23 protein-coding genes and 2 tRNA genes are annotated in these 26,766 nt (G+C 45.0%); 15 read left to right on the plus strand and 10 right to left on the minus strand.

The window, feature by feature from the left end; genetic code table 11:
* Positions 1 to 16: 16 nt before the first annotated feature.
* Positions 17 to 277 (minus strand): glutaredoxin 3, encoded by a 261-nt coding sequence (gene grxC / locus MHN02_RS03925; protein ID WP_014948069.1) that lies wholly within the window; start codon positions 275 to 277, stop codon positions 17 to 19.
* 12 nt (positions 278 to 289) lie between these two features.
* Positions 290 to 715 carry a rhodanese-like domain-containing protein gene (locus MHN02_RS03930; protein WP_014948070.1) on the minus strand — a complete coding sequence of 142 codons (426 nt, stop codon included), beginning with the start codon at positions 713 to 715 and terminating at the stop codon, positions 290 to 292.
* 253 nt (positions 716 to 968) lie between these two features.
* On the opposite strand from MHN02_RS03930, the gene MHN02_RS03935 reads away from it, so the two are divergent.
* The 3 genes from MHN02_RS03935 to MHN02_RS03945 all read left to right on the plus strand — a co-directional run bounded on the left by MHN02_RS03935 (position 969) and on the right by MHN02_RS03945 (position 3,749).
* Positions 969 to 2,132: a peptidoglycan DD-metalloendopeptidase family protein gene (locus tag MHN02_RS03935; RefSeq protein WP_014948071.1), complete on the plus strand. Its 1,164-nt coding sequence runs from the start codon at positions 969 to 971 to the stop codon at positions 2,130 to 2,132.
* Positions 2,133 to 2,273: 141 nt separating this feature from the next.
* A complete protein-coding gene (locus MHN02_RS03940) occupies positions 2,274 to 3,164 on the plus strand; it encodes a divergent polysaccharide deacetylase family protein (protein ID WP_239244701.1) in 891 nt (296 codons plus the stop codon).
* 156 nt (positions 3,165 to 3,320) lie between these two features.
* Complete coding sequence (locus tag MHN02_RS03945) at positions 3,321 to 3,749, plus strand: MerC domain-containing protein (RefSeq protein WP_014948073.1); 429 nt, start codon at positions 3,321 to 3,323, stop codon at positions 3,747 to 3,749.
* Positions 3,750 to 3,872: 123 nt separating this feature from the next.
* Here MHN02_RS03945 and MHN02_RS03950 read toward each other — a convergent pair whose 3' ends face one another.
* The 4 genes from MHN02_RS03950 to rsgA all read right to left on the minus strand — a co-directional run bounded on the left by MHN02_RS03950 (position 3,873) and on the right by rsgA (position 7,716).
* On the minus strand, positions 3,873 to 4,565 hold the full coding sequence (locus MHN02_RS03950) for a glycerophosphodiester phosphodiesterase (protein ID WP_039225148.1): 693 nt from the start codon (positions 4,563 to 4,565) through the stop codon (positions 3,873 to 3,875).
* A gap of 32 nt (positions 4,566 to 4,597) precedes the next feature.
* Positions 4,598 to 5,473, minus strand: coding sequence for a DMT family transporter (locus tag MHN02_RS03955; RefSeq protein WP_014948075.1), 876 nt, complete (start codon positions 5,471 to 5,473; stop codon positions 4,598 to 4,600).
* Positions 5,474 to 5,476: 3 nt separating this feature from the next.
* Complete coding sequence (gene asd / locus MHN02_RS03960) at positions 5,477 to 6,424, minus strand: archaetidylserine decarboxylase (protein WP_239244659.1); 948 nt, start codon at positions 6,422 to 6,424, stop codon at positions 5,477 to 5,479.
* A gap of 248 nt (positions 6,425 to 6,672) precedes the next feature.
* Positions 6,673 to 7,716: a small ribosomal subunit biogenesis GTPase RsgA gene (rsgA, locus tag MHN02_RS03965; RefSeq protein ID WP_014975509.1), complete on the minus strand. Its 1,044-nt coding sequence runs from the start codon at positions 7,714 to 7,716 to the stop codon at positions 6,673 to 6,675.
* Positions 7,717 to 7,802: 86 nt separating this feature from the next.
* Between rsgA and orn the strand changes: the two genes are divergently transcribed.
* The 8 genes from orn to ilvN all read left to right on the plus strand — a co-directional run bounded on the left by orn (position 7,803) and on the right by ilvN (position 16,311).
* Positions 7,803 to 8,348: an oligoribonuclease gene (gene orn, locus MHN02_RS03970; RefSeq protein ID WP_239244661.1), complete on the plus strand. Its 546-nt coding sequence runs from the start codon at positions 7,803 to 7,805 to the stop codon at positions 8,346 to 8,348.
* Positions 8,349 to 8,449: 101 nt separating this feature from the next.
* Positions 8,450 to 8,525 (plus strand) — tRNA-Gly (locus MHN02_RS03975).
* 53 nt (positions 8,526 to 8,578) lie between these two features.
* A tRNA-Gly gene (locus MHN02_RS03980) sits at positions 8,579 to 8,654 on the plus strand.
* Between the two features lie 826 nt (positions 8,655 to 9,480).
* On the plus strand, positions 9,481 to 12,567 hold the full coding sequence (locus MHN02_RS03985) for a TonB-dependent receptor (RefSeq protein ID WP_239244663.1): 3,087 nt from the start codon (positions 9,481 to 9,483) through the stop codon (positions 12,565 to 12,567).
* Positions 12,568 to 12,749: 182 nt separating this feature from the next.
* A complete protein-coding gene (locus MHN02_RS03990) occupies positions 12,750 to 13,211 on the plus strand; it encodes a hotdog fold domain-containing protein (protein WP_239244665.1) in 462 nt (153 codons plus the stop codon).
* 233 nt (positions 13,212 to 13,444) lie between these two features.
* Positions 13,445 to 13,822 carry a DUF413 domain-containing protein gene (locus tag MHN02_RS03995; RefSeq protein ID WP_069943639.1) on the plus strand — a complete coding sequence of 126 codons (378 nt, stop codon included), beginning with the start codon at positions 13,445 to 13,447 and terminating at the stop codon, positions 13,820 to 13,822.
* A gap of 273 nt (positions 13,823 to 14,095) precedes the next feature.
* Positions 14,096 to 15,814 (plus strand): acetolactate synthase 3 large subunit, encoded by a 1,719-nt coding sequence (locus MHN02_RS04000; protein WP_039225051.1) that lies wholly within the window; start codon positions 14,096 to 14,098, stop codon positions 15,812 to 15,814.
* Positions 15,814 to 16,311, plus strand: a complete 498-nt coding sequence (gene ilvN / locus MHN02_RS04005) for an acetolactate synthase small subunit (RefSeq protein WP_014975513.1) — start codon at positions 15,814 to 15,816, stop codon at positions 16,309 to 16,311. Before MHN02_RS04000 ends, ilvN begins: the two co-directional genes overlap by 1 nt.
* A gap of 120 nt (positions 16,312 to 16,431) precedes the next feature.
* Here the strand turns inward: ilvN and iadA are convergent, their stop codons facing one another.
* The 3 genes from iadA to MHN02_RS04020 are packed head-to-tail and all read right to left on the minus strand — an operon-like array spanning position 16,432 to position 22,104.
* Positions 16,432 to 17,598 (minus strand): beta-aspartyl-peptidase, encoded by a 1,167-nt coding sequence (gene iadA, locus MHN02_RS04010; RefSeq protein ID WP_239244667.1) that lies wholly within the window; start codon positions 17,596 to 17,598, stop codon positions 16,432 to 16,434.
* On the minus strand, positions 17,599 to 19,098 hold the full coding sequence (yfcC, locus tag MHN02_RS04015) for a putative basic amino acid antiporter YfcC (RefSeq protein WP_239244669.1): 1,500 nt from the start codon (positions 19,096 to 19,098) through the stop codon (positions 17,599 to 17,601).
* 45 nt (positions 19,099 to 19,143) lie between these two features.
* Positions 19,144 to 22,104 carry a TonB-dependent receptor gene (locus MHN02_RS04020; protein ID WP_239244671.1) on the minus strand — a complete coding sequence of 987 codons (2,961 nt, stop codon included), beginning with the start codon at positions 22,102 to 22,104 and terminating at the stop codon, positions 19,144 to 19,146.
* A gap of 502 nt (positions 22,105 to 22,606) precedes the next feature.
* Here MHN02_RS04020 and MHN02_RS04025 point away from each other — a divergent pair.
* Positions 22,607 to 24,217: a cyanophycinase gene (locus tag MHN02_RS04025; RefSeq protein WP_232300906.1), complete on the plus strand. Its 1,611-nt coding sequence runs from the start codon at positions 22,607 to 22,609 to the stop codon at positions 24,215 to 24,217.
* A 7-nt stretch (positions 24,218 to 24,224) separates the two neighbouring features.
* Here MHN02_RS04025 and MHN02_RS04030 read toward each other — a convergent pair whose 3' ends face one another.
* The gene (locus MHN02_RS04030; RefSeq protein WP_014975518.1) at positions 24,225 to 25,286 is read right to left on the minus strand and encodes a hypothetical protein; all 1,062 of its coding nucleotides are present in this window, start codon (positions 25,284 to 25,286) and stop codon (positions 24,225 to 24,227) included.
* A 177-nt stretch (positions 25,287 to 25,463) separates the two neighbouring features.
* On the opposite strand from MHN02_RS04030, the gene tatA reads away from it, so the two are divergent.
* From tatA to tatC, 3 genes are read left to right on the plus strand one after another with little or no spacing between them, the layout of a single operon-like run.
* Positions 25,464 to 25,709 (plus strand): Sec-independent protein translocase subunit TatA, encoded by a 246-nt coding sequence (tatA, locus tag MHN02_RS04035; RefSeq protein ID WP_230633705.1) that lies wholly within the window; start codon positions 25,464 to 25,466, stop codon positions 25,707 to 25,709.
* Entirely contained in the window at positions 25,709 to 26,008 is a 300-nt protein-coding gene (gene tatB, locus MHN02_RS04040; RefSeq protein ID WP_014948087.1) for a Sec-independent protein translocase protein TatB, read from the plus strand. The genes tatA and tatB overlap by 1 nt, the downstream gene beginning before the upstream one ends.
* Complete coding sequence (gene tatC, locus MHN02_RS04045; protein WP_014948088.1) at positions 26,009 to 26,764, plus strand: twin-arginine translocase subunit TatC; 756 nt, start codon at positions 26,009 to 26,011, stop codon at positions 26,762 to 26,764.
* The last annotated feature ends 2 nt before the right edge of the window (positions 26,765 to 26,766 follow it).

Genomic DNA, 26,766 nt, shown 5'->3' on the forward strand with positions numbered 1-26,766 from the left:
TGTATGCGCTGACGCTTTACGCCAAACCCAACATTGGATTTAGTTTGCTTTGTGCTTCCAAAGCCATCATATCGTCACAGCCACCAACGTGCTGATCGTCAATGAAAATTTGCGGAACAGTCCAGCCGCCGTTTGCGCGTTCAATCATCTCGTCGCGCAGTTCAGGCTTAACATCTATTGGGTATTCAATAAATTCTACACCTTTTTGCGTTAGCAATGCTTTTGCACGGTGGCAGTAAGGGCAGTGGCCCTTGGTGTAAAGTTCTACTTTGCTCATAAAGGTTACCTGTTATTTAGAAACGGGAAGGCTGGCACTTTGCCACGCGTTCATTCCGCCTTTTAATACACTCACATTCGCGAAGCCATCTTTAAGCATCGCATTTGCTGTACCACGAGCCTGATTACCCATAGCGCATACTACGATAATGGGTTTGTCTTTACTGTTTTCAAGTTTCTTGAAGTTTTTCTCACGCAACTCTTCAGGTTTAATTTGTCTGGCACCCAAAATATGGCCAGCTTTAAACTCTTTCGCAGGGCGTGTATCTAGCACTATCGCATCGTCTTTATTCATCAAAACCGTTGCTTCGTGCGTGCTTAATTCTTTTACTGAAGATGTCCATGCACTGATATAGCTAAATATCAACATGGCAATCAGCGCAACCCAAATACCAGCAAGAATAAAGTTGTTGCTAGCAAATTCAATTAGTTGATCCATTACCTCTAACCCTGTCTACAGACCATGAAAAGAGTGCAAAGTATATAGAAAAATGGGCGAGAAACCAGCTTACCTTTCAGTATGATTGATGTCAGTCATAGCGGGTTTACGCCAAATACTTTAGATGATTGATATTACGAACAAATTGCACTGGGCATATGGAGGAGCGTCAGATACACTGGAAAACGTTGTTAACAGCAACGATGAAACACATTAGGTCATCAATGAAAAAGTTAAGGTTCTAGGCGCACGTATGTCAGTACGATTATTTCTTTCAATCATTGGGTGCATAGTTGCCCTTGCAATTATGCCGATTGGAAGTGGTGCTATTGCACAAGAAGGCGGTGCGAATAGTCAAAAAGAAAAACTAGCTGAGTTACAGGCCGAACTGCGCGCTCGACAGCAAGTATTAGAGAACAATAGAGCCAGTGCACAGGAATTGGAAAATGTGCTGAAGGCCTCTGAACTCGAAATCGCTAAAGTGGCGAAAGCACTATCCAGCACCCGACAGTCACTTAAAAACATTGAGCAAGAACAAGCGAAGCTCGAGGAAGAACAAGAAGGGCTTAAAACGGCTATCCGTAAACAGCAGTCACTTTTATCGAGCCAGCTTAAAAGTGCATTTATGGCGGGGCATTACGACTACGCGAAAATGCTGTTTTACCAAGATGACGCGCGAACCTTCGAGCGTGTCATCACCTATTATCAATACGTGGCAAAAGCGCGCCAAAAAGAGATTGAGAGCTTTAGGGGAAATGTTGCTAGGCTTGAAGAAGTTAACGCAGAGCTTAGCGAAAAAGCCTTGTCACTTGCCGCTTTGAAAGATGAGCAAGAAGGTCAGCGAGCAGTACTTATAACCCGCCAGGACGATAGAAAAGCAACGCTTAAGAAAATAAACAAAACCATAGCCTCTGAAAACCAGCGTATTGCGTCGCTACAAGCTGATGAAAAAGCGCTGAAAGACGCCATTGAAGCGGCTCGGATTGCCGCAGAACGGGCTGCCCGTGAAGCCGAAGTGAGTATGGATGGACTTGCCAAATTAAAAGGTAAGCTGGCAGCGCCTGTAAAAGGCAGAATACGAAACTTATTTGGTAGTCGCCGCCAAGGGCAAGTGTCTTGGAAAGGCATTGTGATAGATGGTGCCGAGGGCGACCCTGTAAACAGCATTGCGCCTGGAAAAGTGTTGTACGCCGATTGGTTGCGCGGATTTGGTCTGGTCGCTATTGTCGATCATGGCGAAGGGTATATGAGTGTTTACGGTCACAACCAAGCGTTACTCAAGCAAGCTGGCGATGATGTCAGGCAAGGTGAACGCATAGCCCTTGTGGGCCGAAGTGGTGGTCAGGAATATCCTAACCTTTACTTTGAAATTCGTCATAAAGGCAAGGCGCTAAATCCAAGCTCTTGGCTAGACTAGGCAGGTTAATCCTAGATTGACAGAAACTAAGTTGAAACTGAATCAGTTGTTGGTATTCTAGAAAAAACACAGCATTGTGTAGTGTGCGCTTAATAATAATGATGAAAAACGGATGTGACTTAGATGCTTTTGCGTCTGCTAATGCCTTGTATAATCTTTGTTTTATGCGGGCTAACTAGCCTTCAAGTAAAAGCAAAGTCAGACATAATTATAATATTAGATGACCTGGGATACAGGCCGTCCGATGTCGCTGCTTTTTCTCTCCCTAAAGAAATTACCTTTTCTATACTTCCGCAAACGCCGCTGGCTTCTGAAATTGCGCTCCGCGCTGAGCAAGAAGGCAGGGCTGTTATGCTGCATATGCCTATGCAGGCGCAAAGTGGAAAGGACATGGGGCCCCTTGGGTTAACCACTGACATGTTCGCAGGTGCCATTACTTACAATTTGAGAAAGGCAATGAAGAGCGTGCCGAACGCGGTTGGTGTGAATAATCATATGGGAAGTGCGTTCACGGGTCAGCAAAAAGGAATGGAAGCGCTCCTACAAGAAGTGAAACGCCAAGGCTTGTTTTTTGTGGATAGCCGAACCACGGTACTCACAAAAGGTGAAGAAATTGCGCAGCGGTTAGGTGTGCCTAGCGCAAGCAGACAGGTGTTTCTGGACCATAAGCTTGAGCCTGCATTCTTACTTAAGCAGTTCAACCACATGAAACGTATTGCTAAAAAGAATGGTCATGTTGTTGTGATTGGTCATCCCCACCCAGAAACCGTCGATTTCTTGAAAACTCATTTACCCTCACTTGAAAAAGAAGGTTTAACCCTTACCTCAGTAACCGACTATTTTTCGCATGCGCCAAAAGTGGCCAAGCAGTTTGGTAAAGAGCGCGATCAAACGGCTTCACTTAATAACGCCGATATGAAGGATAGCAAAGTAAGCATGACTGAAGAAAATGCCTTACACAGCAGTGGGCTAATGCACAGCTCCGCAGAAAAAGGCATTGCTGAGCGTTTGGAAACAGCGCCAAACGAATAGCTTTTTTGCCCCATTTTATACGTAGTTAGTTCATTTTCATCTCGTTAAGATCAAAATTTAATGTGGGAACGTTTCTCATTTCTGTGAGTCTGTTATAATATAACGTCTCTGGCGAATAGTTCGCGAACTCATTTTTTCACGGTGGTAATTAGGGTAATGACTCCAATTGACGAGAATCCAACAAAACTAGACAAACTTGGCATCTGGGTGTCGAGCTTGTGTGCGTTGCATTGCCTCGCGCTACCTGTTTTGGTGCCTCTGCTGCCGCTGATCGGTTCTAGCTTTTTTGCACAAGTGTGGTTTGAGAGAACGATATTAACCTTTTCGTTAATTGTAGGTGCAGTCGCCTTGGTTAGCGGTGCAATTCGCTATCATGGCAAATACTACCCGCTTGCATTGCTGTTTACGGGTGGCGCTATCTATTGGCACAAAGATATTTTTGGGCATCACTACGAACCCTTTACCATCGCGATAGGTGCAGCGCTAATTGTAGCCGGCCACTGGGTGAATATGCGATTGTGTAGACAATGTAAGTGCTGCAAGAATACGGTGTTTTCAGACCACCTTTCAACTGAATTTAAGTAGTCAACTAAGCTGCAATTCAAGTAAAGCATTCCAAAAAAAAACGAGCCAATGGCTCGTTTTTTTATAGTGTGAGTCTGTATCAGATACGCGTTCTACAGACTTTTCGCATTGAAAAAGTAGGGGTTAATGCGACAACACACTAAGCGCTACATCGGGCACGTTAGTGAATATGCCCGTCACTCCCCACTCGTTAAGCATAAGCATGTCTCTCGGCTCATCTACGGTATAAACGAATACGTCAAATCCGTCTTGCTGCGCCGTTTGCACAAACTGCTTATCAACGGCGTCTAATGCAATGTTTACGGAATAAGCGTTCAGAGCCCGGGCGCTCGCCGTACAGTCAAGCTCGTAGCTTGCAGATAAGGCGCCGATCTTCACTTCGGGCCACTTAAGCGCAATAGCTTGAAGCCAGTGATGGTTAAATGAAGAGATAAGTAGCTTTTCAGCATTAATGCCGCTTTGCTGTACCGCCGCTTTAACGTCTTTAATCCAGCTGTCTACGTCGCGTAAGTGTTTTATCTCAATATTGCACCACTTGTCTTTTGGAACACAATTCAGTGTTTCGGTCAGGGTCGGTATGCGCTCTCCATCCCCAATGTCCATTTCTGTAAGGGATTGCCACGGTACGTCAAGTAAATAGCCGGATTCCCGTGCTCTGCGCGTAAGTGTTCTATCGTGAAAAACAATAATGCCGCTTTCGTGCTGATAGGTATCAAACTCAATGCCATCGGCACGTTGTTCGAAAGCCAGTTTAAATGCCTTTACTGTGTTTTCTGGGGCGGCTTTACTGGCACCTCGGTGAGCAAAAATGAGCATAGACATTTCTTCCTTAAAGATCACAACACGGCTTAATCATCTTTTGCATTATGCAACTTATGCGTGTTGAGCGTTTCATAAACTGATGCTGACGTAATAAGAATTCCACCTAACAACGCACTTAAACCAGGCTTTTCGTTAAGCAGAATAATAGCAAGGAAAACGCCATAAAGAGGCTGCATGCAGGCTATAAGCGAAAACGTTTTTGCCCTAAGGTGACGTAGGCTCGCAGCAATAAGTGCATGAGGAAGCGCAGTAAATACGGTACCTAAAAGCAATAGCATTAGCCAAGAACTGGTAGACGCTGAGGTTATTGCTGCACTGCCTACCGGCAACATTAGAATGCTAATAACCAAGGTCTGCCACGCCATAGCCTGCGCACCGCTGTAGTGCTTAAAGTGCTTACGATGAATAAGGTTTCTAAACGAATACAAGATGGCGGAGGCAATACCGATGAGAACACCAAGGGTAATGTCATTTTCCAGTGATGTCTCTGGCACTATTAAATAAACGCCAACGACCACCGTAACGGTAGATACGATATCCTGCCAGACCAGCCTTACCCGCTCAAAAAAAGGCTCGATAAGTACCGTGATTACAGGAAAGGTAAAAAGGGCAATCATGCCAACAGACACCCCAGCATATTGCATGGCGGCAAAATAGGTGACCCAGTGCAGTGCCATAAGCACGCCTAAACCGAGGGCAACGCCGTAGTCTTTTTTTGAATTCAGCTTTATTTTGTTCTTCGCCAATTTCAAAAAGGCAAACAACGCTATGCAGGCAAATACTGAACGAACAAGAGTGATATCACTGGCGCTAAGTGGTACAAGCCGAGAGAAAAGGGCTGTACCACCAAGTAAAATTACCGTGAAATGAAGTGAGATCAGGCTTTTTTTAACAGCATCCATAAATTAGCTGTCAGCGCCCTCTGACGAAGCCTCGCTCTTTTCGTCACTGGCTGTTTCATCGCTAACGTGCGTATCTTTAGCCGTAGCCTGTGCGGTTGATTTAAGCGCCATAGACTCACCAAGGCGTGTAACCATACCAGGGGCGAGGTCTTCAAAATCAATCATGTCTTTTTCGAAACACACCACAATGGTCGAACCTAGCTTGAAGCGGCCTAGCTCGGCACCTTTTTCAAGGAAAACTGCTGCTTCACTGTCTTTTTCATATGACCAGTGCTGAACGTTTTTACCCGCAGGTGGCGTAACCGTGCCAGCCCAGACAGTTTCAATGCTTGCCACTATGGTAGCGCCCACAAGCACCATCGCCATTTTGCCCACAGGCGTGTCGAATAGCGCGACAACACGTTCGTTACGTGCAAACAGACCTGGAATATTTTGTGCTGTAAGAGGATTTACCGAAAAAAGTTCGCCCGGCACGTACAGCATATCAGTAAGCGTGCCCTCAACAGGCATGTGAATTCTGTGATAATCACGAGGGGCAAGGTAAATGGTAGCAAACTTACCATTTTTAAATGGCGCAGCTACATCAGGCTTGCCACCTAATAATGTAGTTAGGCTAAAGTCATGGCCTTTCGCCTGAAAAATACTGTCGCTATGGATATCGCCAAACTGACTTACCGTACCGTCAACAGCATGGATTAGTACGTCATCGTTTTCGTCAATGGTGCGGGCTTCAGGTTTAAGCGGGCGGGTGAAGAACTTATTAAAGCTTCTATAATGCTCTGGTTCCTCATGCAGCGCTTCTGACATATCAACGTTGTATTGCTTAATAAACGCCTTGATGAAAAATGTCGTAACACTACCCATTTCTGCTTCTGCAAGTTTGCCTACAAGGCGTGAAAGCAGGTGCTTTGGTGTAACGTATTGTAAATTAACTTTAAGCCAATCTAACACAAAATATCTCCGTTTCTTTTTTGCAAGCAATAACGCATTGCATAGATAGCGTTATTGTATCGTAAGTCGTGGTATTAAGAGCAACTTTAGGGTTATGAGTGCTTACACAAAAGCATAAGCACGTGGTTCACACCAAAAGAATAAATCGCCGATTAAGAGACAGCTATTACACGTAAGCAGTGCGCGTACTTCTTCGGTCGCTCCAACGAGTTTAGCGCTCCAGTGAGGTTGAAACCTAGTGGCAGTTGTTATGCCCCGGGAGGCTGGCTGTGACTAGGGCGCTGCTCTTCCATGGTGGTTAATATTCTATGGTAGCTGTCGAAGCGTTCTGCGCTAATTTTTCCTTCTTCTACAGCTTCTCTTAGTAAGCACCCCGGATCATTTAAGTGCTTGCAGTCTCTGAATTTGCAGCCGCCCAAATAATCTCTGAACTCAATAAAGCCCCATGTAATACGTTCGGTAGGAATGTGCCACAAGCCAAATTCACGTACTCCTGGGGAATCAATTAAATCACCGCCGGCTGGCAAGTGAAGCAATTTGGCCGCCGTCGTTGTATGTTGACCTAGTCCCGAGTTATCTGAAATATCGCCGGTTAATTCATCGGCGTCTGGCAGAACTTGGTTTATAAGGCTCGATTTACCTACGCCGGACTGCCCTACGAAAACGCTGATGTTATCGTTAAGGTATTCATTGAGTTTGCTAATGCCTTCACCGGTTTTGCAACTGGTGAAAAGCACTTCGTAGCCTAAGTTTTCGTACGTCTTAAGCTGCTCTGTAACGGTTGTGCGTTCCTCTTCACTGAGCAATTCTACTTTATTAAGGACAATCAGCGGCGTGATGCCTATGTCTTCACAGGCAACGAGATAACGGTCGATAATATTCAGTGAAAGGGTAGGTAATATGGCGCTAACCACAATAATACGGTCGATATTCGCGGCGATGGGCTTAATACCGTCGTAATAATCTGGGCGAGTCAGGACGGAGTGCCTGTCTTTTACAATTTCAATAACCCCACTTACACCTGACTCAGCGTCATCCCCTTTACTGAAAAACACCTTGTCACCACACACTACTGAGTCTACTGTGCGGCGAATGTGGCAGCGAGATACTGCGCCGTTTGCGTCTTCAACGTCGGCGTGTTTACCAAAGCGACCAATCACAGTACCGCTTTCTAGCGTGCTTTCATCAAGGTTCGCCGCGCCCTTTGACGCGTGCTTTTCACGCAAGCGCTTGCTTCTATTTGCTGCAACTTGTCGTTTCTGTCGTTGTGTAAGTTTTGGTTTTTTCGCCACGATTCTTTTCTAGTTTCACGTATACTATGTCAATAATACCGTTTGTAGGGCATGGTTGCCATGTCTGTAGCGCAAAGAGGAAAGTAATGAGTAAAGACGACAGTAACCTTGTTTGGATAGACATGGAAATGACAGGGTTAGATCCTGAAACCTGTGTAGTAATGGAAATAGCGACCATTGTTACCGACGCACAGCTGAATATTTTGGCGGAAGGCCCTGTAATAGCGGTACATCAAAGTGATGACGTGTTAAACAATATGGACGAGTGGTGTACACGAGTTCACGGTGAAAGTGGATTAACTGCACGTTGCCGAGAAAGTAAAATAAGTGTTGAAGAAGCATCAGCGCAAACTATTGCCTTTTTAGAGCAATGGGTAGATGCAGGCAAGTCACCGCTATGTGGAAACACCATAGGGCAAGATAGACGCTTCATGGTTAAGTACATGCCCGAGCTTGAAGCTTACTTCCACTATAGAAATATTGATGTAAGCACAATAAAAGAACTAACGCGCCGCTGGAAGCCTGAAATTTTAGGCGGTTTCGAAAAGAAAGGCGTACACCTAGCGCTTGATGATATTCGCGAGTCTATTGAAGAAATGCGCTATTATCGTGAGAAAGTGTTTACGATTTAGGCATTCAAACATTGAGGTGCAAAAAAAGTAGAATTAAAGGTTGCGTTACCCCAAAATTTTTGTAAAATGCGCACCACTTCAAACGAAGTACCTCTTTTGTTGCGGGAATAGCTCAGTTGGTAGAGCACGACCTTGCCAAGGTCGGGGTCGCGAGTTCGAATCTCGTTTCCCGCTCCAAACTTAAATCTGAATCTAATCAGATACTAAAAGATGCACTGCATCGACTCTATGCGGGAATAGCTCAGTTGGTAGAGCACGACCTTGCCAAGGTCGGGGTCGCGAGTTCGAATCTCGTTTCCCGCTCCAAATTTTTCAGACACCTCAAAAATAAAAACTTATCTTGTTTTTAAGTGCGACCCCTTGGTGGGCCCGCGACCGAGTGTCTAAGTGCGACCCCTTGGTGGGCCCGCGACCGAGTGTCGGCCAGATGCGAATCTCGTTTCCCGCTCCAAATTTTCAAACATCACGAAAATCTAAACATTAGCAGATGTATTGATGCGCCCCTTTATGCGCCCGCGACCGAGTGTCGGCCATCGCTTCACAAAGCATTCAAATTAGTTTTTGCTACAAACCATAACCTCTTATGTTACTGAAAAGCACCGTGCATACTTGCTCAAGAATCGGCAAGTCGTCAGCTCTGAAAAACGGTTTAAGACCTACTTATTTAAATATACAAGGTGACCTAATTAACTGCGTAATCTTAAATTTATACGAAAGTATAAATTTGCTTGCGCTTATTGCTTCAGCGCCGATTCTGTCTGTCTTTACGCACCGTTGTGAATCCTTATTCATGACTCTTTGCACCTTCCTAGTGCGGTGCCGCCTTGATTTCAACCTAGTTCTCAATAAATCTACATTTTACGAGCTCTTTTGCACATTAAATGTGCATTCGAAAGCCGTTAGTTAAGTCTTTTTGAATATTAAATAGATTTTAGTGGGTAAATATGCATAATGCGCCGTTTTTTAGCGGTAGTTTCACTGTTTACTTGCTTTTTGATAGGCACACCATTTGCAAAATGCATTATGTAAAACGCAAATTGAAAACATATAAAAATAACCATCGCTTTTAGACTCCTCAAAAGTGCCGTACAGAGCACTCTGGAACGAAAAAGTAATACTTGGAGAAACACACATGGCTTTTGGTTCATCAAAGCAAAACAATATTTCTGCACTAGCAATTGCAGTAGCATCTGCACTTACTGTTAGTGCATCTGCGGTTCAGGCTCAGGAAGAAGCCGCTGTTGAAGAGAAGGATGTCGAAAAAGTAATTGTAACCGGTTCTCGCGTTGCTCAAGACTCCTCCCTGGAAGCAGCGAGCCCTGTTCTTGCCATTAATGCTGGTGATATCAAAACATCTGGTCAAATAGATTTAGGTGCCATGTTGCGTGAGTCGCCTCAACTACAGGCGTCACTGCCGGGGTCTTTTTCTGCATTTAATGGAACCCCACTAGGAGCAAGCTTACTGGACTTACGTAATCTAGGTAGTGAGCGAACCTTAGTTATGGAAAACGGTCGACGACATGTTTCAGGTATTGAGGGTACGGGCTCTGTTGATGTAAATACCATCTCTACTGCTTTACTTAGAAACGTGGAAGTCCTCACTGGTGGTGCCTCAGCTGTTTACGGCGCTGATGCGGTAACCGGTGTTGTCAACTTTAATATGAGAAACGGAGCCTCGTTCGACGGGCTAGAGCTTCGCACACAAACAGGTGTGACTGACGATGGTGACGCAAATGAATTCTTTTTATCATTGGCCAACGGCTTTTCTACAGATAAAGGTGATTTAGTATTCGCGGTTGAATACCAAGAAACCAGCCCAGTGTATGCTAGAGATAGAGACTTCGCAGGCTCTGGTCTATATACACAAGTAGCTAATACAGAGGCTACTCAGAGTGCATTTGGTATTGATTCACGCTTCAAGAATACTTGGGTGCCAGATTACAGACTTCCAATTTCAAGTGACAGAGGTGTAATTTCATTAACTGGCAGTGCGTTTGGAGATGTCGCTGGATCTGGCGGCGTGCTAGGTTGCGGCACTATCGGAACGTCCATGTTTCCAACGTGTCAGGTAGTGGGTGAAGACGGCACCTTACGTGCCTACAATCCCGGCGATGTTTATGCTGGACCTTTCGATGCGAGTGGTGGTGATGGTGTACCGGGTAGTCCCGACGCTGAACTTATCCTTCCAGAGTCTAAAAGAGTCTTAGTACAGGCAGTGTCAAATTACGAACTAAATGAATTCGTAAATTTCTTTGTAGATGCCAAATTCGTATTTAGCTCGACTAAAGAAACTAATCAGGTGAATGGTTTCAATGACGATATTCCAATCTCACTAGACAATCCGTATATTCCTGCAGCTCTACTGTCTCAAATTAATGAATTACAAGCAGAAGGTGAATCACCAAGCTTGGTAATGTCCCGCGATGTTCTTGATATAAACGCTAATTCAAACCCAGAAGCAGAACGTAAAACGTATCGTATTGTTACAGGCTTCGATGGTTATATCCCTAACACCGCTCTAGAGTACGAGGTTTTCTATAACTACGGTCGAACTGATGCCGACATTACTTCGAACTTGCGCATAGAGGATAGATACTTCGCTGCTATTGACGCTGTAACAGATCCAGCAACTGGCAATGTTGTTTGTCGCTCTGACCTAGACAGTTCTGCGCTTCCTCCTACGTCGCCGTTTCCATCTGCGAATGCGAATTTTGGGTTCTTAACTTTCCAGCCTGGTGATGGTTCTTGTGTACCAGTGAATTTGTTTGGAAAGGATTCAATCAGCGCAGAAGCGGCTAACTTTATATTCCAACCTGGCACTGAGCAGAACGATATAACGCAAGAGAATTTCTTAGCAGTAGTATCGGGCGACTCTTCTGATTTATTCGAGCTTCCGGCAGGCCCTGTTATGTTTGCTCTTGGTTACGAATGGAGAAAAGAGTCCAGTACCTATACGCCAGATCCATATTCTGCAGCAGGCTTAACCTTTGGAACATTAGACTCTCGTAACGGCCCAACCAATCCTTCTGACGGTGAGTACGATGTTTCAGAATACTTTGTAGAAGCAACTATACCTTTACTAGAAGGTGTCGATTTCGCTGAGCGATTAGAGCTGCGCACAGCATACAGAAGCTCAGACTACGACCCATATGGTACGCATGACGCTTGGACGATAGGAACAGTATGGTCACCTGTTGATACATTTAGTATTCGAACGACCTTCTCTGAAGCGGTGCGGGTTCCCAACATTAATGAAGCCTTCGCACCTACATTTGCGGCTTCACTTGGTGCAGGAGATGACCCTTGTAACCAAAACTTAATTAGTGCGGGCTCTGAGTTCAGGGAGGCGAACTGTATTGCACTGATTGGCGACGCGGTAGCTGATGGCACTTATGATTCTACTAACTTCCTGTCAGCGTTTGTTTCTGGTTCAACGGGCGGTAACCCAGACCTTGATCCTGAAGAAGCAGAAACCATCACGATTGGTACAGTGTGGAGACCAGATACAGAGCTCGACGGTATGCTGGAAGGTTTAGTAGTGACACTAGACTACTATAATATTGAAATTGATGGCCTGATTGATAGCCTTACTGGTTTTGACATTGCATCTAACTGCGTAGACGCGCCAACAATCAACAACCAATTTTGTGACGCAATTGACCGTGATGCTACAAATGGATTTATCACAGATTTTCGTTCAGGGTTTATCAACCTTGCAGCGGTAGAGACATCTGGTATTGATTTCCGCGTAGATTATGGCTTTGAGTTGGCTAAATTAGTCGACACAGACGGAAGAATTGAATTCACTATCAACGGAACAAACTTCCTCAAAAATGATGAAGTAAGGGATGTGAGTGCACCTGACGAAGTCACAGATGTTCTTGGAACGTTTGGGCGACCAGAGTGGATCGTAAACATGAGTGCAGACTATATAATTGGTGAACTCGTTGTTGGGTGGAGAGGACGCTACGAAGGAAGCCAGCTACTTCCAGGGCTAGAGAACCAGGATATCGAGAGTGATCCTGATTTTATCAGTCAAACTCACACTGGCTCTGCATTGGTGCATGATTTTTCTGTTTCATACACTTTTGAAGATAGCCTAGAAGTATATGGTGGTATCAATAATGCGTTTGAGGAAGATCCTTACCTTGGCACATTGTCGAGACCGGCAGGGCCTAGAGGACGCTTCTTCTACCTAGGCGTAAATTACACAATGTAACGTCTACACAGATATCAAAAAGCAGCTTTTTAGCTGCTTTTTTTATATCTCTAAATAGGAATTTATTTGCATCACTACTTCGTTGGGATTATGTTAATGTAACTTCCTCTGGTCTAACCAGTGGCGCGGGTTTAATAATCACTCGAAAGATAAAAAGCTCCCAACTATCAGCGTGAACAACTATGTCAAAGAATTACGTACTAAATACATATAACAAATTTATGAAGCTGCCCTTTGGCAAGAAGCTATTTAGCTGGTACTCAGCGCGCAGGGCACCTTATTTTTCTACCGTTTCACCACTTATCTCAGACATTAAACCAAACTACTGTGAAGTGCTTATTAGTAAACGTAAAGCGGTAGAAAATCACATTGGAACGGTTCACGTTATTGCTATTTGCAATGGTCTGGAAATGGCCATGGGGTTTATGTGTGAAGCATCCATACCTAAAAACCTCAGGTGGATCCCAAAAGGTATGAAAGTAAAGTATCCGGCGAAAGCAGACTCAGATATTCGTTGTGTAGCAGAAGTGCCAGCTGACGCATGGAAGCCAGGTGATTTACCTATTTCTGTTAAGGCGTATAACGCTGAAGGCACCGTGGTCGTCGACGGAACCATTACGGTTTGGGTAAGCGAAAAACGCTGATATCCCACTTATATTAAAAGGCCGCGCTTGCGGCCTTTTTTATGCTCTTTTAAAACATTCAATATTAAGTTTTTACTACAGCTACTTTTCTGTTTGACAGAAAATAAAAATCCAACTAAGAATAACCTTGAAAGCGATTAAGGCGCTATATCAGTAGTCTATTTCATTCAACAGTTGGTGTTGCAATTTTGTCTGTGTTTACAACGCAGGTATTAGCGGTGGAAGAGGTTAAGATGTCTGTAATCACAAAAGAGCAAGTCGCAAGAAAACCCTTTATAGATAAGAAAAATTACCCGTACGGCTTTGCCCGTTCAGGTGATTTTTCAATTAATGAAAGTAAGCTTCTTCAGGCTCATGGTAGTTTGTTCGCTGCACTAGTGGACGGGAAAATTACGCCAGAGAATGATGAAGAACAAGCCTATTTAGAATCGGCTCTTGGTCATCGTGACCCTGCAACACCGCAAGAGAAAGCGTGGTTGAAATACCAAGCCAGAATAAACCGTCCAAAAACAGCAAGTATTTATGGCTCTAAGCGTGCTGCTGAACAAGATGTTGACGATGACGACGATATAAGCGATAACAGTGATCTTGATATCGACCTCGATGATTAAGCTTATGCCTTTATGCATCTAAAACGTGTAAAGGCGCCTCTCTTAAAGCAATCATGTTTATTGTTTGTGCTGTTAAAATCGTGTAAATAAATATCCTATTTTCTGTCAAAATTACACTTAAGTCGAAATATTTATCCTAATTATTGCGAATATTGGGATATATATCTCACTTTTACGCAATTTGGTGTTTTATCTTCCTATTACCTTAGATATAGTCGGGGCATCGTCAACGTACGCTGACAAACCCCCCAACCCATTACAGGAGAAAGCACTGTGAAAATGATGTCGGGCGCAGCCATGGTGGTTGAAGCGCTAAAAGATGTAGGAGTGACACACGTGTTCGGTTACCCAGGTGGTGCCGTATTAGACATTTATGATGCGTTATTTGCGCAAGATGATGTCAAACACGTCCTCGTACGTCATGAACAGGCAGCCGCCCACATGGCGGATGGTTATGCACGTTCAACTGGCAAAACCGGCACAGTGCTCGTCACATCAGGTCCAGGCGCTACGAATACTATTACAGGTATTGCTACTGCATATATGGACTCTATTCCGATGGTTATTTTATCGGGACAGGTGCCGTCGAAGCATATTGGTGAAGACGCATTCCAAGAAACTGACATGGTGGGGTGCTCACGCCCTATCGTTAAGCACAGCTTTTTGGTAAAGCGCGCGGTTGATATCCCAGAAGCGATTGCTAAAGCTTATTATATTGCCAACACAGGTCGTCCTGGTCCGGTGGTAGTAGATTTGCCAAAAGATATTGTGAACGTAGCAGAAGAACACCCGTACGAGTTCCCAACTGACGTGACCATGCGTTCTTACAACCCAACTGAAAAAGGCCATCCTAAACAAGTCAAAAAAGCAGTTGAGTCGCTACTTAAAGCAGAACGTCCCGTACTGTATGTAGGTGGTGGAGCTGTAGCTTGCGATGCGTCTGCAAAGGTTATTGAGTTAGCCGAGAAGCTTAATGCACCGGTAACTTGTACGCTAATGGGCCTTGGTGCTATGCCGGGTACACACAAGCAATTTATCGGCATGCTAGGTATGCACGGTACGCTTGAAGCGAACAAGACTATGCATAATGCCGACTGCATCATTGCACTAGGTGCACGTTTTGATGACCGTGTTACTAATAACGTTGATAAGTTCTGCCCACATGCGGATATTATTCACGTTGATATTGACCCAGCATCGATTTCTAAAACCGTAAATGCGCATATTCCTGTAGTAGGTTCGGTAGATAAAGTACTTGACCAAATCTTAAGTCAGGTAAATAAGAAAGACTTATCAGGTCAAAGCGAAAAGCTGGCCGATTGGTGGCAACAAATTGAAACCTGGCGCGCTCGTCAGTGCTTAAACTACGCACAGGGCGAAGAGGTAATTAAGCCTCAGCGCGTTATCGAAGCCTTGTACAAACACACAGACGGTAAAGCCTACGTAAGTTCTGACGTAGGTCAGCACCAAATGTTTGCTGCGCTTTATTACCCTTATGATAAACCGCGTCAGTGGATCAACTCAGGTGGTCTTGGCACCATGGGCTTTGGTTTACCGGCTGCAATGGGTGTGCAGTTTGCGCACCCAGGTTCAACCTCTGTGGTAGTAACGGGTGACGGCAGTATTCAAATGAATATTCAAGAGCTATCTACTTGTTTGCAGTACAACCTGCCTATCAAGATTATCTCATTGAATAACCGTGCCCTAGGTATGGTTCGTCAGTGGCAGGATATGATTTACAAAGGACGTCACTCACACTCTTACATGGATTCAATGCCTGACTTTGTGAAGTTGGCAGAAGCTTACGGACACGTGGGTATTAAAGTAGACAAGCTTGACGAGCTAGACGCAGCAATGGAGAAATGTTTCAGTTACACAGATCGCTTAGTGTTTATGGACATAGCAGTAGACCAAAACGAACACGTATATCCAATGCAAATTAAGTTTGGCGCAATGGATGACATGCGCTTAAGCAAGACGGAGCGAACCTGATGAAACGTATTATCTCTGTATTAATGGAAAACGCCCCAGGCGCACTATCTCGTATCGTTGGTGTATTCTCACAACGCGGTTACAACGTCGATTCACTGTGTGTGGCACCAACCGACGACGCGAGCCTTTCGCGTCTAACGATTATCACGCACGGCGACGACAAAGTCATAGAGCAAATTACTAAGCAAGTGAATAAGCTTATTGATGTGCTAAAAGTGGTAGACCTTACTGAAGGTACGCACATTGAACGCGAACTTATGCTGATTAAAGTCGCGACTCGCACTGAGTCGGTACGTGCTGAAGTGAAGCGGAACTCTGATATCTTCCGTGCGCGTATTGTGGATGTGAACGTAAACAACTACACCATTGAAATTACGGGCACCACAGATAAGCTAGATGCATTTGCCACGACTATGGGGCAGTGTGCTGAAATTATCGAATCATCGCGCACCGGTGTGTGTGGGCTTGCTCGAGGTGATAGGGCGCTTCGTCCTTAAATTGAGTTGCGTAAACATCGACTCAATACTTCATAGTTAATAAACGAAAAAGGGCGCTTGCGCCCTTTTTCTTGTTCAGGAGCAACGTAGTGCGATGCAAAGTTTGTCGTGTAGGTTTGGTTATTCAAACGTGCCTTTAACCAAAGCCCTGCCATGCTGAACCAGCTGCCTGCCTTTAGCGATAACGTGAACAATATCCAGTGTTTCCCTATCGCACAGCACAATGTCAGCGTCACATCCAACATCGATTTTCCCCTTGCGATGCAGCTTAAGTCTCTTGGCGGGGGTGCTACTGACAACCGAAATGGCGTTCTCTAGTGATACATTGTGTTTTAATACCAGAGCTTTAAATGCGTCAAATAAACTTCCTACTTTACCCACTTCTAAGCCCACAAGCTGGCCATTATCATCGAATACTGGAAGGCTAGCGTTTCCATCTGAGCTCATGCTTAAACAGCTTGTAGGTACACCCTTATCTAGGCAATAGGCAACGGCCTCTGCAGCGGGTATTTCGCCCTCTTCAATAAATTGCTCGTTGGTGCTGGTGGTCATATCAATAACACCGCCTTTCTGTGTCCAAGCGATTCCTGCATCTAACAAACTTTGGTTTCTATTGATGTGAGTTGGATAGAACTGGCTTGCCGGAATATCTGTACTATCAACAACGTCATGCAAAACAGAAAGTTGGCGCTCTCCGTCGCCAGTGTGAATGTAAACAATACCTGCTTTGCCAGAAATCATGCCGCCAGTTCGTGCTTGTGCTGCAACCTCTGCAAGCGCCTGGACAGTCGGCTCGGCAGCTCTATGATCGGCAATTGCGACTTCTCCGACCCCGATCATACAGTCGATTAGCACAACGTCATCAGTAACGTTGCCTGTAATGGTGCGAGCCGGAAGGTGGTAGGAGCCAGTGTAACAATACGCACTGATCCCCTCAATGTTTAGGCCTTTTGTCTTAGCCACTAAATCAGGAAGTGTTCGCGTAGTTGCATCGGTACCTAATGCACCAATGACGGTTGTTACGCCATGTAAACTTGCATCAGTCAGCGACATTTGAGGCGTACGTGTGTGAAAGCCACCCTCGCCACCGCCACCAGAAATATGCACCAGACTGTCAACAAGGCCTGGCAGCGCAATCAAATTACTACCGTCGATAATGTTTAAAGAAGGTGAATGCATCGAAATGTTGGGGGCAGTATGTGCAACTGCATTATTGGCGATAAGAATGTCGACTGTGCCTTGTGGCGAAGGCGAGTAGCACTCTACATTTTTGATAAGCGTTAGCATTTAAGAAAAACCTATGAGAACGGCGGTGATAACAGTGAGCGACGCAAGTGTGAAAAGGCCGGCGCAAAACTTTGCAATAAATTTTACCCATGTTGTCCAACTTACGCCAGCCACACCTAAACAGCCTATCAGCGAAGCAGAAGTTGGAATAATTAAGTTAGTTAGGCCATCGCCTAACTGAAAGGCTAGTACCGCAACTTGGCGAGTCACGCCCACAAGATCTGATAGCGGCGCCATTAGAGGCATAGTGATTGCAGCCTGCCCTGATCCAGAGGCAATAAAAAAATTGAAGATGCTTTGAAACAACAGCATGAGCCAAGCGCTCATTACAGAACCGGTTTGCGCTAATGTATTACCAGTGTGATGCAGCAAGGTGTTTAGCACAGAAGGTGAAGTCACCTCGTCACCGCCAAGCACTAATACAATGCCTTTGGCCATACCTACAATGAGGGCGGCAGGCAGCAGCGATTGTGCACCGCTAACAAACGCCGCACTGATATCGTTCATGCGCATACGTCCACCAACCCATGCAATGGCACCAATCAGAATTCCCATACAAAAAAACTGTGAGGCAATTTGAGGAATATAGTAAGCATGAAAAATTACTCCCCACATTACCCAGTAAATACAAGCAAAAAAGGCGATCAGAATAAGTTTGTCGGTAACGGAAAAATGCTGCTCAGTGAGCTCATTTGTTGATGCGGTAGATGACGTGAACTCTAAAGAAGACGTCTGTTTGCTTACTGAAGCTGCATCGTTAAATGCTTGGTTACTATTTTTTAGCTGCTTTGCATAACGTAAAGTGAAGATTAAGCCAAAAACGGTAAACATAGCCCATATGGCCATGCGAAAATATTGGCCCGACATTAACGGCACATCAGCAATGCCTTGTGCTATAGCAACAGAGAAAGGGTTCATCCAGCTTGTAGCAAAGCCGATTTGCGTAGCCACATAAGTGACAAGCACCGCCATGATGCCGTTATAGCCCATGGCTGTCATTAGCGGCACTAGCACAATACAAAATGCAATGGCTTCCTCACCCATTCCAAATATCGCCCCACCTAATGAGAACAGCAAAAATAAAGCAGGGAGCAAGAGATTATCGGCGTGTTGGTAGCGTTTTATCAACGCCATAATGCCGTTGTTGATGGCGCCTGTTTGCATCACTATGCCGAAGGCGCCGCCAACGATAAGAATAAAAGCGATAACGCCGACTGCAGCGCCCCATTTGTCGCCCGAGACCATGCCATCAAAGGCATAATTAGCTATTCCCGTTTTGTTGCCTGTGCCATCGAATAACACAAAGCCATGGCTTTCTTCTGCATATCTGAAGCTATCGGCATCGAGCACGGTTTTAATGTTGCCGTCTGATGTGGTGATATTTTTTGTGTCAAAGGTACCAGCAGGAACAAGCCAAGACACTAGCCCTGCAAGCAGTATTACAAAGAATAAAATTACGAATGCATCAGGCATTCGCGATGTTGAAGGTGAATGTTGCAACCTTACCTCCGAAAGTGAAGAGGGCTTAACGCCCTCTGTTATCACTTAGTGAAAATAGTAGCTAAACGCAAGTGTGTAGCGCGTACCAAATGGGTCATGGTTAAAGGCATCAAAACCTCTACCAGAGCCATAAGCCGTAGGGGCATCTCGGTCAAATACGTTGTCAACAGTAAGGCGCAAGTCAGCATTCTCAAAGTAATAGCCCGCGCTGAGTGTTACGGTAGTCCAGCTGCTTACATCGCGTATATCATCTTCATCTTCAATGGCGCCCAACTCGATTAACTCATCGATTTCTCTGCTGCGTAAACGAATGATATCGTCGTCATAGCTGCCAGTATAGAAAACGTAAGCACCTACGTACCAATCCTCTTGAACATAGAAAAGTTCAGCTGTAGCAACAGTTTCAGGATAAAGGAAAGTGCCCGCTAATGACTCAATTTCATCAGAGCCAGGTCTATTGCGATCGTAGGTCAGGTAGTGAGTACCAGAAAATCCTAGCTCCAACGTGCCACTATTTAACTGAAAGTCATGGTCTACGTCCCAGTCGATACCTTCGAGTTCTTGAGTGCCCGTATTATCAAGCAATAAAATATGATCTCTAAACAGCGGTAACTCATCAAAACGCGGGTCGTCAAATTCAACCCAAGCGTTAAGAATTTCAGTTAAGTTAGCGCCCTCATCTTCAATGGTATTCCCTGCGCTATCGGTAACTAAACACAGGTCTTTCAAGTAAGAAATGCCAACCTCTCCCTCATCCAATACACCGCAATGGCGAAGTGAAGCATCGGTAATGGCACGGTCTAGAACCCCCGTCATGTTGGTATCAACAATGTCTTCGTGATCGAAGGTCCAGTAATCAACCGTAATCGTGGTGTTGTCAGTTGGGCTATAGGCAAAGCCAAATGAGTACGTTTCAGACTCTTCAGCGCGCAGCGCTGGGTTACCAAGTTCAAGTACGTTATTGCCGCGAACGCTACCTTGCCCCTCGCAGTACAAATCTGCAACGGCGTCGTTCGCTGAACAGTCGAAAGATGCGCGAGTCGTTCGCAGCTGCACGCCTGCTTGAGTCAAAGAAGGCGCACGGAACGCTGTAGACCACGAGCCGCGAAGTACTAAGTCATCAATAGGGCGGTAGGTGAAGCCCACTTTTGGATTAAACGTGCTGCCAAAATCATTGTAGTCGTCAAAACGACCCGCAAGGCTAATATCTAACTGATCGGTAATAGGAACAAAGAGTTCAGTAAAGACGCCCATCTGATTTCTGTCTGCCGCTGAGGCACTTGAACCGAATCCAAAAACATCGACAAGAAAGCTATTTTCCGCTCTCGCTTGTGAGTCTAAAGACGGCAAGTCAGTGATTTCTTCCCGTCTGAATTCAACCCCAGCTGCTAGCAAGACAGCATTGCCATTCCACTGCGCTATTTCACCGTTAATTTTGGCATCTAGGCCGAACATTTCGCTGGTTCCATCACGAGTGGGGCGTGCTTGTGTTAGGCCCAAGATAGCGTCGTTTTGCGCATCGCCTACTAGAAAAGGGTTATAGGCTGGTAACAGTGCGCCGCTGCCACAGCTTAAAATATCGTTTGTGCTGTCATACTGCGCAATCTCAACCGTATCACAGAGCTCTCCGTGAACGGCGGCTGTATATAGATAGCGGTTGTAGATACCTTGTGTTGCAATCTGTTCAGACTCACTGCGAGAGTAAAGGGCGCCAGCCTCCCATTCCCACTCACCAAAGTACCCCTGTAAAGACGAAACTAGGCGAATGGCGTCAGTTTCTATTTCGACGGTACGTGGGGATACAAATCGAGCATCGTATTGAAGACCTTCAAGTTCACGACCTGCAACAGTATCAAAGGAGCCTATGAACAAGTTGTCAATAATTGCGTTACGCGCGTCGTCCTCAAGTACGTTAAGAGCATCGAGTTCTATCCATGCTCCTTCTTCATCGTTTACCTGATTAATCGGTGATGGTGTAGAGAACGACGTTGATTTGGTATGCGAGGCAAGAAGATCTGTCCGCCACGTAATGTCGTTACCTTGATAGGTATAGGTGAAGCCTCCTGACAAGGTTTCTAGCGGCGTTTCGAAATAGTCATCTTCATTGGCATAATAGGCACAAATTTCCTCATCGAGCTCCGTTATTGTAAGCTCATCAGGACAGTTAGGTGCGGGCATTTCATAGCGGTCTAATGTGCTATCAAAGTAAATGTTGGGCTGCCCTTTAGAAAGATATGAGTAACTACTTTCCAAAATAGGATCGCGTGTTTGCGAAAAGTCGGTTGCCCTTATCGCTTTTCTATCGAAGTAGTCAAAAAACGCCGTTAAATTACTGCCGTTATCAAAATTTTTACCCCACAGCATTTGAACATTGAAGGCACCATGGTCGTTGCCGTTGATGGTGTTCTCGTAATTAGTTTGAAGCTCTAAGCCTTCATAATCGTTTTTGAGAATATAATTAATAACACCTGCAACGGCGTCTGCACCATAAATCGCCGATGCACCCGTTGCTAGCACCTCTACGCGCTCTACTGCAGAGGCAGGAATGCTATTGATATCAACAAAATTTTCAGTGCCAGAAGCGAATGAGCTTGCTGCAATTCTGCGTCCGTTCACAAGCGTTAATGTTGAAGAGGGCCCAATGCCTCGAAGTGACGCTGCCGCTTGACCGGGTGGTGTAGAGGTAGACGTCGCCCCACTTTGGGTGGTGTCAAATGTACCAACGCCTCCACGGGTTTGCGTCACCGTGCGCATTAGCTCTGAAATGGTAGATGCGCCTGTGCGTGCAATATCTTCTGAAGTTAGAATAGTTAGCGGCTGCGCACCTTCCATATCCGCACCGCGTATATTACTGCCGGTGACCTGAATGCGCTCTACAACTTCTTCTTCGCTCGTTTCTTGTGCTGATACAGATTGCGCAAACACAGCGCCAGATATACAAAGCGATAGGTAGCTTAGCGTGCCAACAGACACACCTAATTTGTGAACTAACGTCGATTTTTTCATTATTGTGATCCCCATAACGCGCACGGTCTAATGCCGCTTTTTGCGCGATTCAACACTTGTTTAGATAAAAATTTGCTGCAAGGCGCAGCGTGACCGCTTCAATGAATTGAAGGGCGCAGGAGCTACTCGTCGAACCACTCCGACAAGTAAAAGTTTTGATAGCGATAGTTGCCTAGGTTGGCAGCTTTCTTAAGCATTTATAAAAACCAGTGTTGTGACGAATTATGCACTTCGTCTGAATCAAATACTGTTATACGGCGTGAACTTTACCGTTGACATTAATAATTAGTTAACACTACGGTGAATAAAAGTCAATCAATTAAATGTTCCGTTGGTTTTAATGAAAGTTATTTTTTTGCGCGCAAATTTTTACTGTTTTAAGGCTAGATTAAAAGCACCGCTTCTATCGCTTTGTTATGTTTATCTTTCTGTATTTTCTGTGTTTTGTTATGGGTCTTCAAACCTTGTTTTGGCGGGAGGAGCACTAAAAACATGTTCAAGTATGTCAAAACAAAACTGCACATCACCGTCGACGTTTTTGTCGGGGAAAGCGGAAATTTTGTACGAAATAAATCAGCAGTCACTACTTAGATATCAAAATTTGGCGAACAAATACTCACAAAACAATGATTTTTTATATTCAAAATTAGTGAATGTATATTCATCTGGGGGTGAGCGGTTATATTCAAAAAATGCGCTGATAGATGCCCTCAATGATGCCGGGTTATCAAATAGCGATATTCGTTTCCTTTCTGATACTGACTACTTCATTTTGTTGGACTCCTTAGAAGCGCAGCAAACCGATGAGCTAGGCAATCGATTGCAAGAGCAAGTATCGTTAGCAAATACGAAAGGTAGGGCGTCAGTTGATATCTATACCGCATTTATTGAAGCTGCACATGCGAAACGACAAGCTAAAATTGCAGAAAAGGTGAACGCCGACACATCCGTTCGAACGACTATCGGCATTGTAACGGCATCGTCTCGAGACCCATTTGAAGCGGTAGACTTTTACGAGGGCGTTTTTCAACAATTCGACGTAGATGTAATTTGGATCCCATTAACTCCCGCTTTTCAACAGGCCGTTTACGTTGAAAGTTTTAAAGGCCAAGGCTGTAACAAGTTGGCATTTTTTAGAGCTCAGCATTCGCTGTTTGATAAAGAGAGGTTATACCCTGAGCGTACGAGCAAACAACGCTCATGGTGTGAAGACAACCAGTTGGCCATAAATACACTATCTAGTCTCGATGGCTTATTTTTCAACGGCGGAGACCAAAGTAAAACCCTTGCTGCGCTAAGTACTCCAACAGGAAAACCCAGCGACTTTCTTATTGAACTGCGTGATCTCTGGCGAGACGATCAGCTAGTAGTAGGGGGGACCAGTGCAGGAACAGCAGTACAGGCTGGTGGATACAACAATCATCGACCTGTTCCCATGTTAACAAGTGGAAATTCGATGGGCGTCTTATCCGGTGGTGTGTATGGCGTTGATCCCACATCACAACGCTGTGAGAACAGCGCTCAATGTGAAAATCAACTAACAGATGGCGCAATGACTATCAACCCTGCCGGCGGTTTAGGGCTTTTCAATTTTGGCTTACTTGATACTCACTTTTCAGAACGTGATCGCGAAGTCCGTCTGATCGCTGCCACAGCATCAAGCGGCCAATCGTTTGGCTTCGGTGTCGATGAAACTACGGCGTTGATGGTCGACGCAAAAGCGCCCTTTGAAAACGTGTCTTTCACTGTATTGGGCGAAGGCGGGGTGTTTATTGTAGATATGAGCAAAGGTAAAGAAGATATCACGCATTCTCGTAATGGCTCCAAACGCATAATTGCAGGTGAGGCGAGTTACTTACCAGCTAAGACTTCCGGACAAATAACATCGGGTGAGCTGAAACTCACAATTGAATCATCGGAAAAGCCAGCTTCTTTCAAACGCAACGAGCAGGGAAAATGGCGACAGGAATCGGGCAACCTTTGTCGTTCTAAAGGCATGATTCGCTGGCAAAATGGTGGGAATATTCACGTGTTGCAGCCTTCAGAGGCCTCGCGCTTTCACAAACTGCGTTATTGTGCTTATAGCAAGGTTCCGTTTGTAATTTACGATTAGGTTGTGTTTAAGTATCGCGCCCATAATAGGCTTCTACGCGCAGGGCTACGCCGTATGAGGTTTTAAAATCCTCTTCACGTAGCCATAAAACGAAAGGCTCTACCTCAAAGAATAGCCAATCGCGCAACATGTTGTTACGCCACCTAAACCCGCCATAGACTTCTTCTACGCGAAAGTTGGGTTGGCTAAGCCCTTCCACCATAAAGTGAGGAATAACGGCGTTATGTTGATCTACCGAAAACAAATGGTGGACCTCGTGACGCCATAGCCAGTCGTTGGTATCGTCGCGGTAGTAGTAGCGATTATTTTGTCGAACCAGGTGCTTTTTATTGATTTCGTATTGAAAAGCGACGCCCACCTCCGCACCCAAACGGTCACGGGTGTAATAGTAAAGTTCGGCGTCGTATAGCATGGCCCATTGTTTAGAAAAGGCAAAAGCATCTCTGTATCGGGTCATCGCATAGAGTTGGTCGCGGCGACCAGCACCGATTCTAAATGAGTAGTGAGAGTCTTGCTCAGGACGAAAGCGAAGCGCGATGGTCGTTCGATCGCGGTTGTTATTGCCGGTGTCCCTCGCGGCTCGTATTGTGTTGTTCTGTGTCTCGTCTTCGTTATCACTTAATAGTAAATCAACGCGTTCTTTTAAAGCCGGTAGGCGAACTCTTACCCTGAAGCGCAAATCCGTATCCGAAAGCATGCCACTTCTTGGCTCCCATGCAAGTTGAACACGGCCTTCGGCTCTGGCTTCCTTCTGTCCTGAAGCACCTATTTCATCTGAACTTTCAAACAAACCATCAAGCTGTTTTACGGTGAAGTCCATGGTGTCGGTGAAGCTACGCTGCCAAATATCAAACCATTGCTCATTAGGTATTGAAGCAGGTAAGGAGTGTGTACTTTCTTTTGTCGAGTTAGCGCGGTTAGAGAGCGTATTTTCTGGTCGAGCAATATCCCGATAGGTTATACCTACACTGGTCGCATTTACGGGGGAGTTCAACGTGTCAGCAGCTGAGTCAGGTGCAACAGGTAAAGCGAGCAATAAATGGCAATAGACCACGGTAAGGCATAGCATTGCTCACTAACTCCTTGTAAAAATTAGCATAGTTGAATGTTTCGACCATTCGCATTGGGGATATACAGAGCATGGATTGTCCCAACCAAAACGTCAATCTTTATTCATTGAAGTAAATATTCAGGTGAAAGCATCAGCAGGCAATGGCATACTGTGCCAATCGATGTAAGGGAGATTATTTTTATGGGTGGTATTAGTGTTTGGCAGTTGCTGATCATACTGGTTATTGTGGTGCTTTTATTTGGTACGAAGCGTCTTAAAGGTATAGGTACTGATTTAGGCGGCGCAATCAAAGGCTTCAAAAAAGCTGTCACCGAAGAAGACAAAGACGCAGACTTTGAACAAAAGAAGCAAGTTGAAGAAAAGTCAGCAGCAGAGCCTGTTTCAACTAAGACGCAGAGCGACGTTAAAGAAAAATCCTAATGTTCGATATCGGCTTTTGGGAGCTATTGGTTATCGGTGTACTGGCGTTACTTATTTTAGGGCCAGAAAGATTACCGGGTGCCATGCGCTCAACTATAAATACAATTCGTAGCGTGCGTAATGTAGCAACGGGCTTTAAGCAAGAAGTTGAGCATCAGTTGCGCGTGCACGAGTTGCATGAAAATTTGAAAAAAGCAGAGCAGCAAGGGCTTAAAGATCTTTCACCTGAACTTGAACAAAGCGTCGATGAGCTAAAAAAAGCTGCAGAGTCGGTTCAAGAACCTTATAAAAAGCAATAGATGTCTGACGCTAATAACCTTATTTCTCATTTAATTGAATTGCGTAGCCGTATTCTCAAAGCCCTTTTGAGCGTACTTATCGTCTTCATTTGTCTTGCGGCGTTTGCGCAAGACCTTTATAAGCTATTGGCGATGCCATTGCTTGAAGCCTTACCTGAAAATGCGAGCATGATTGCAACCGACGTTGCATCACCTTTCTTTGCTCCGTTTAAACTCACACTGGTGTTATCGTTTTTTATTGCTATTCCTTATGTGCTCTATCAAGTATGGGGGTTTGTGGCTCCGGGTTTGTACAGAAATGAAAAGCGCCTGGTAGCGCCTTTACTACTTTCCAGTACGCTGCTGTTTTACGCAGGAATGGCGTTTGCCTACTTTGTGGTATTTCCAATAGCGTTCGCGTTTTTTACAAGCGTAGCACCTGAAGGTGTAACGGTAAGTACAGATATATCCAGTTATTTGAACTTCGTCTTGAAACTGTTCTTTGCATTTGGGGTCTCATTCGAGATACCGATAGCCATTATCTTAATGTGCTGGACTGGGGTAACGGATGCTAAGTCTTTACGAGCCAAGCGCCCGTACGTGGTTGTTGGTGCATTCGTGGTTGGCATGTTGCTAACACCGCCAGATGTTATCTCTCAAACATTATTAGCTATTCCAATGTGGTTGCTGTTTGAAGTAGGGGTTATTGTTGGAGGATTTTACGCGGGTAAAACACCAAAAGACGATACATCTACTGAAACAACAGACAACACATAGAT

The sequence above is a fragment of the Alteromonas sp. CNT1-28 genome, from assembly GCF_022348345.1.
GTDB classification, from domain to species: domain Bacteria; phylum Pseudomonadota; class Gammaproteobacteria; order Enterobacterales; family Alteromonadaceae; genus Alteromonas; species Alteromonas macleodii.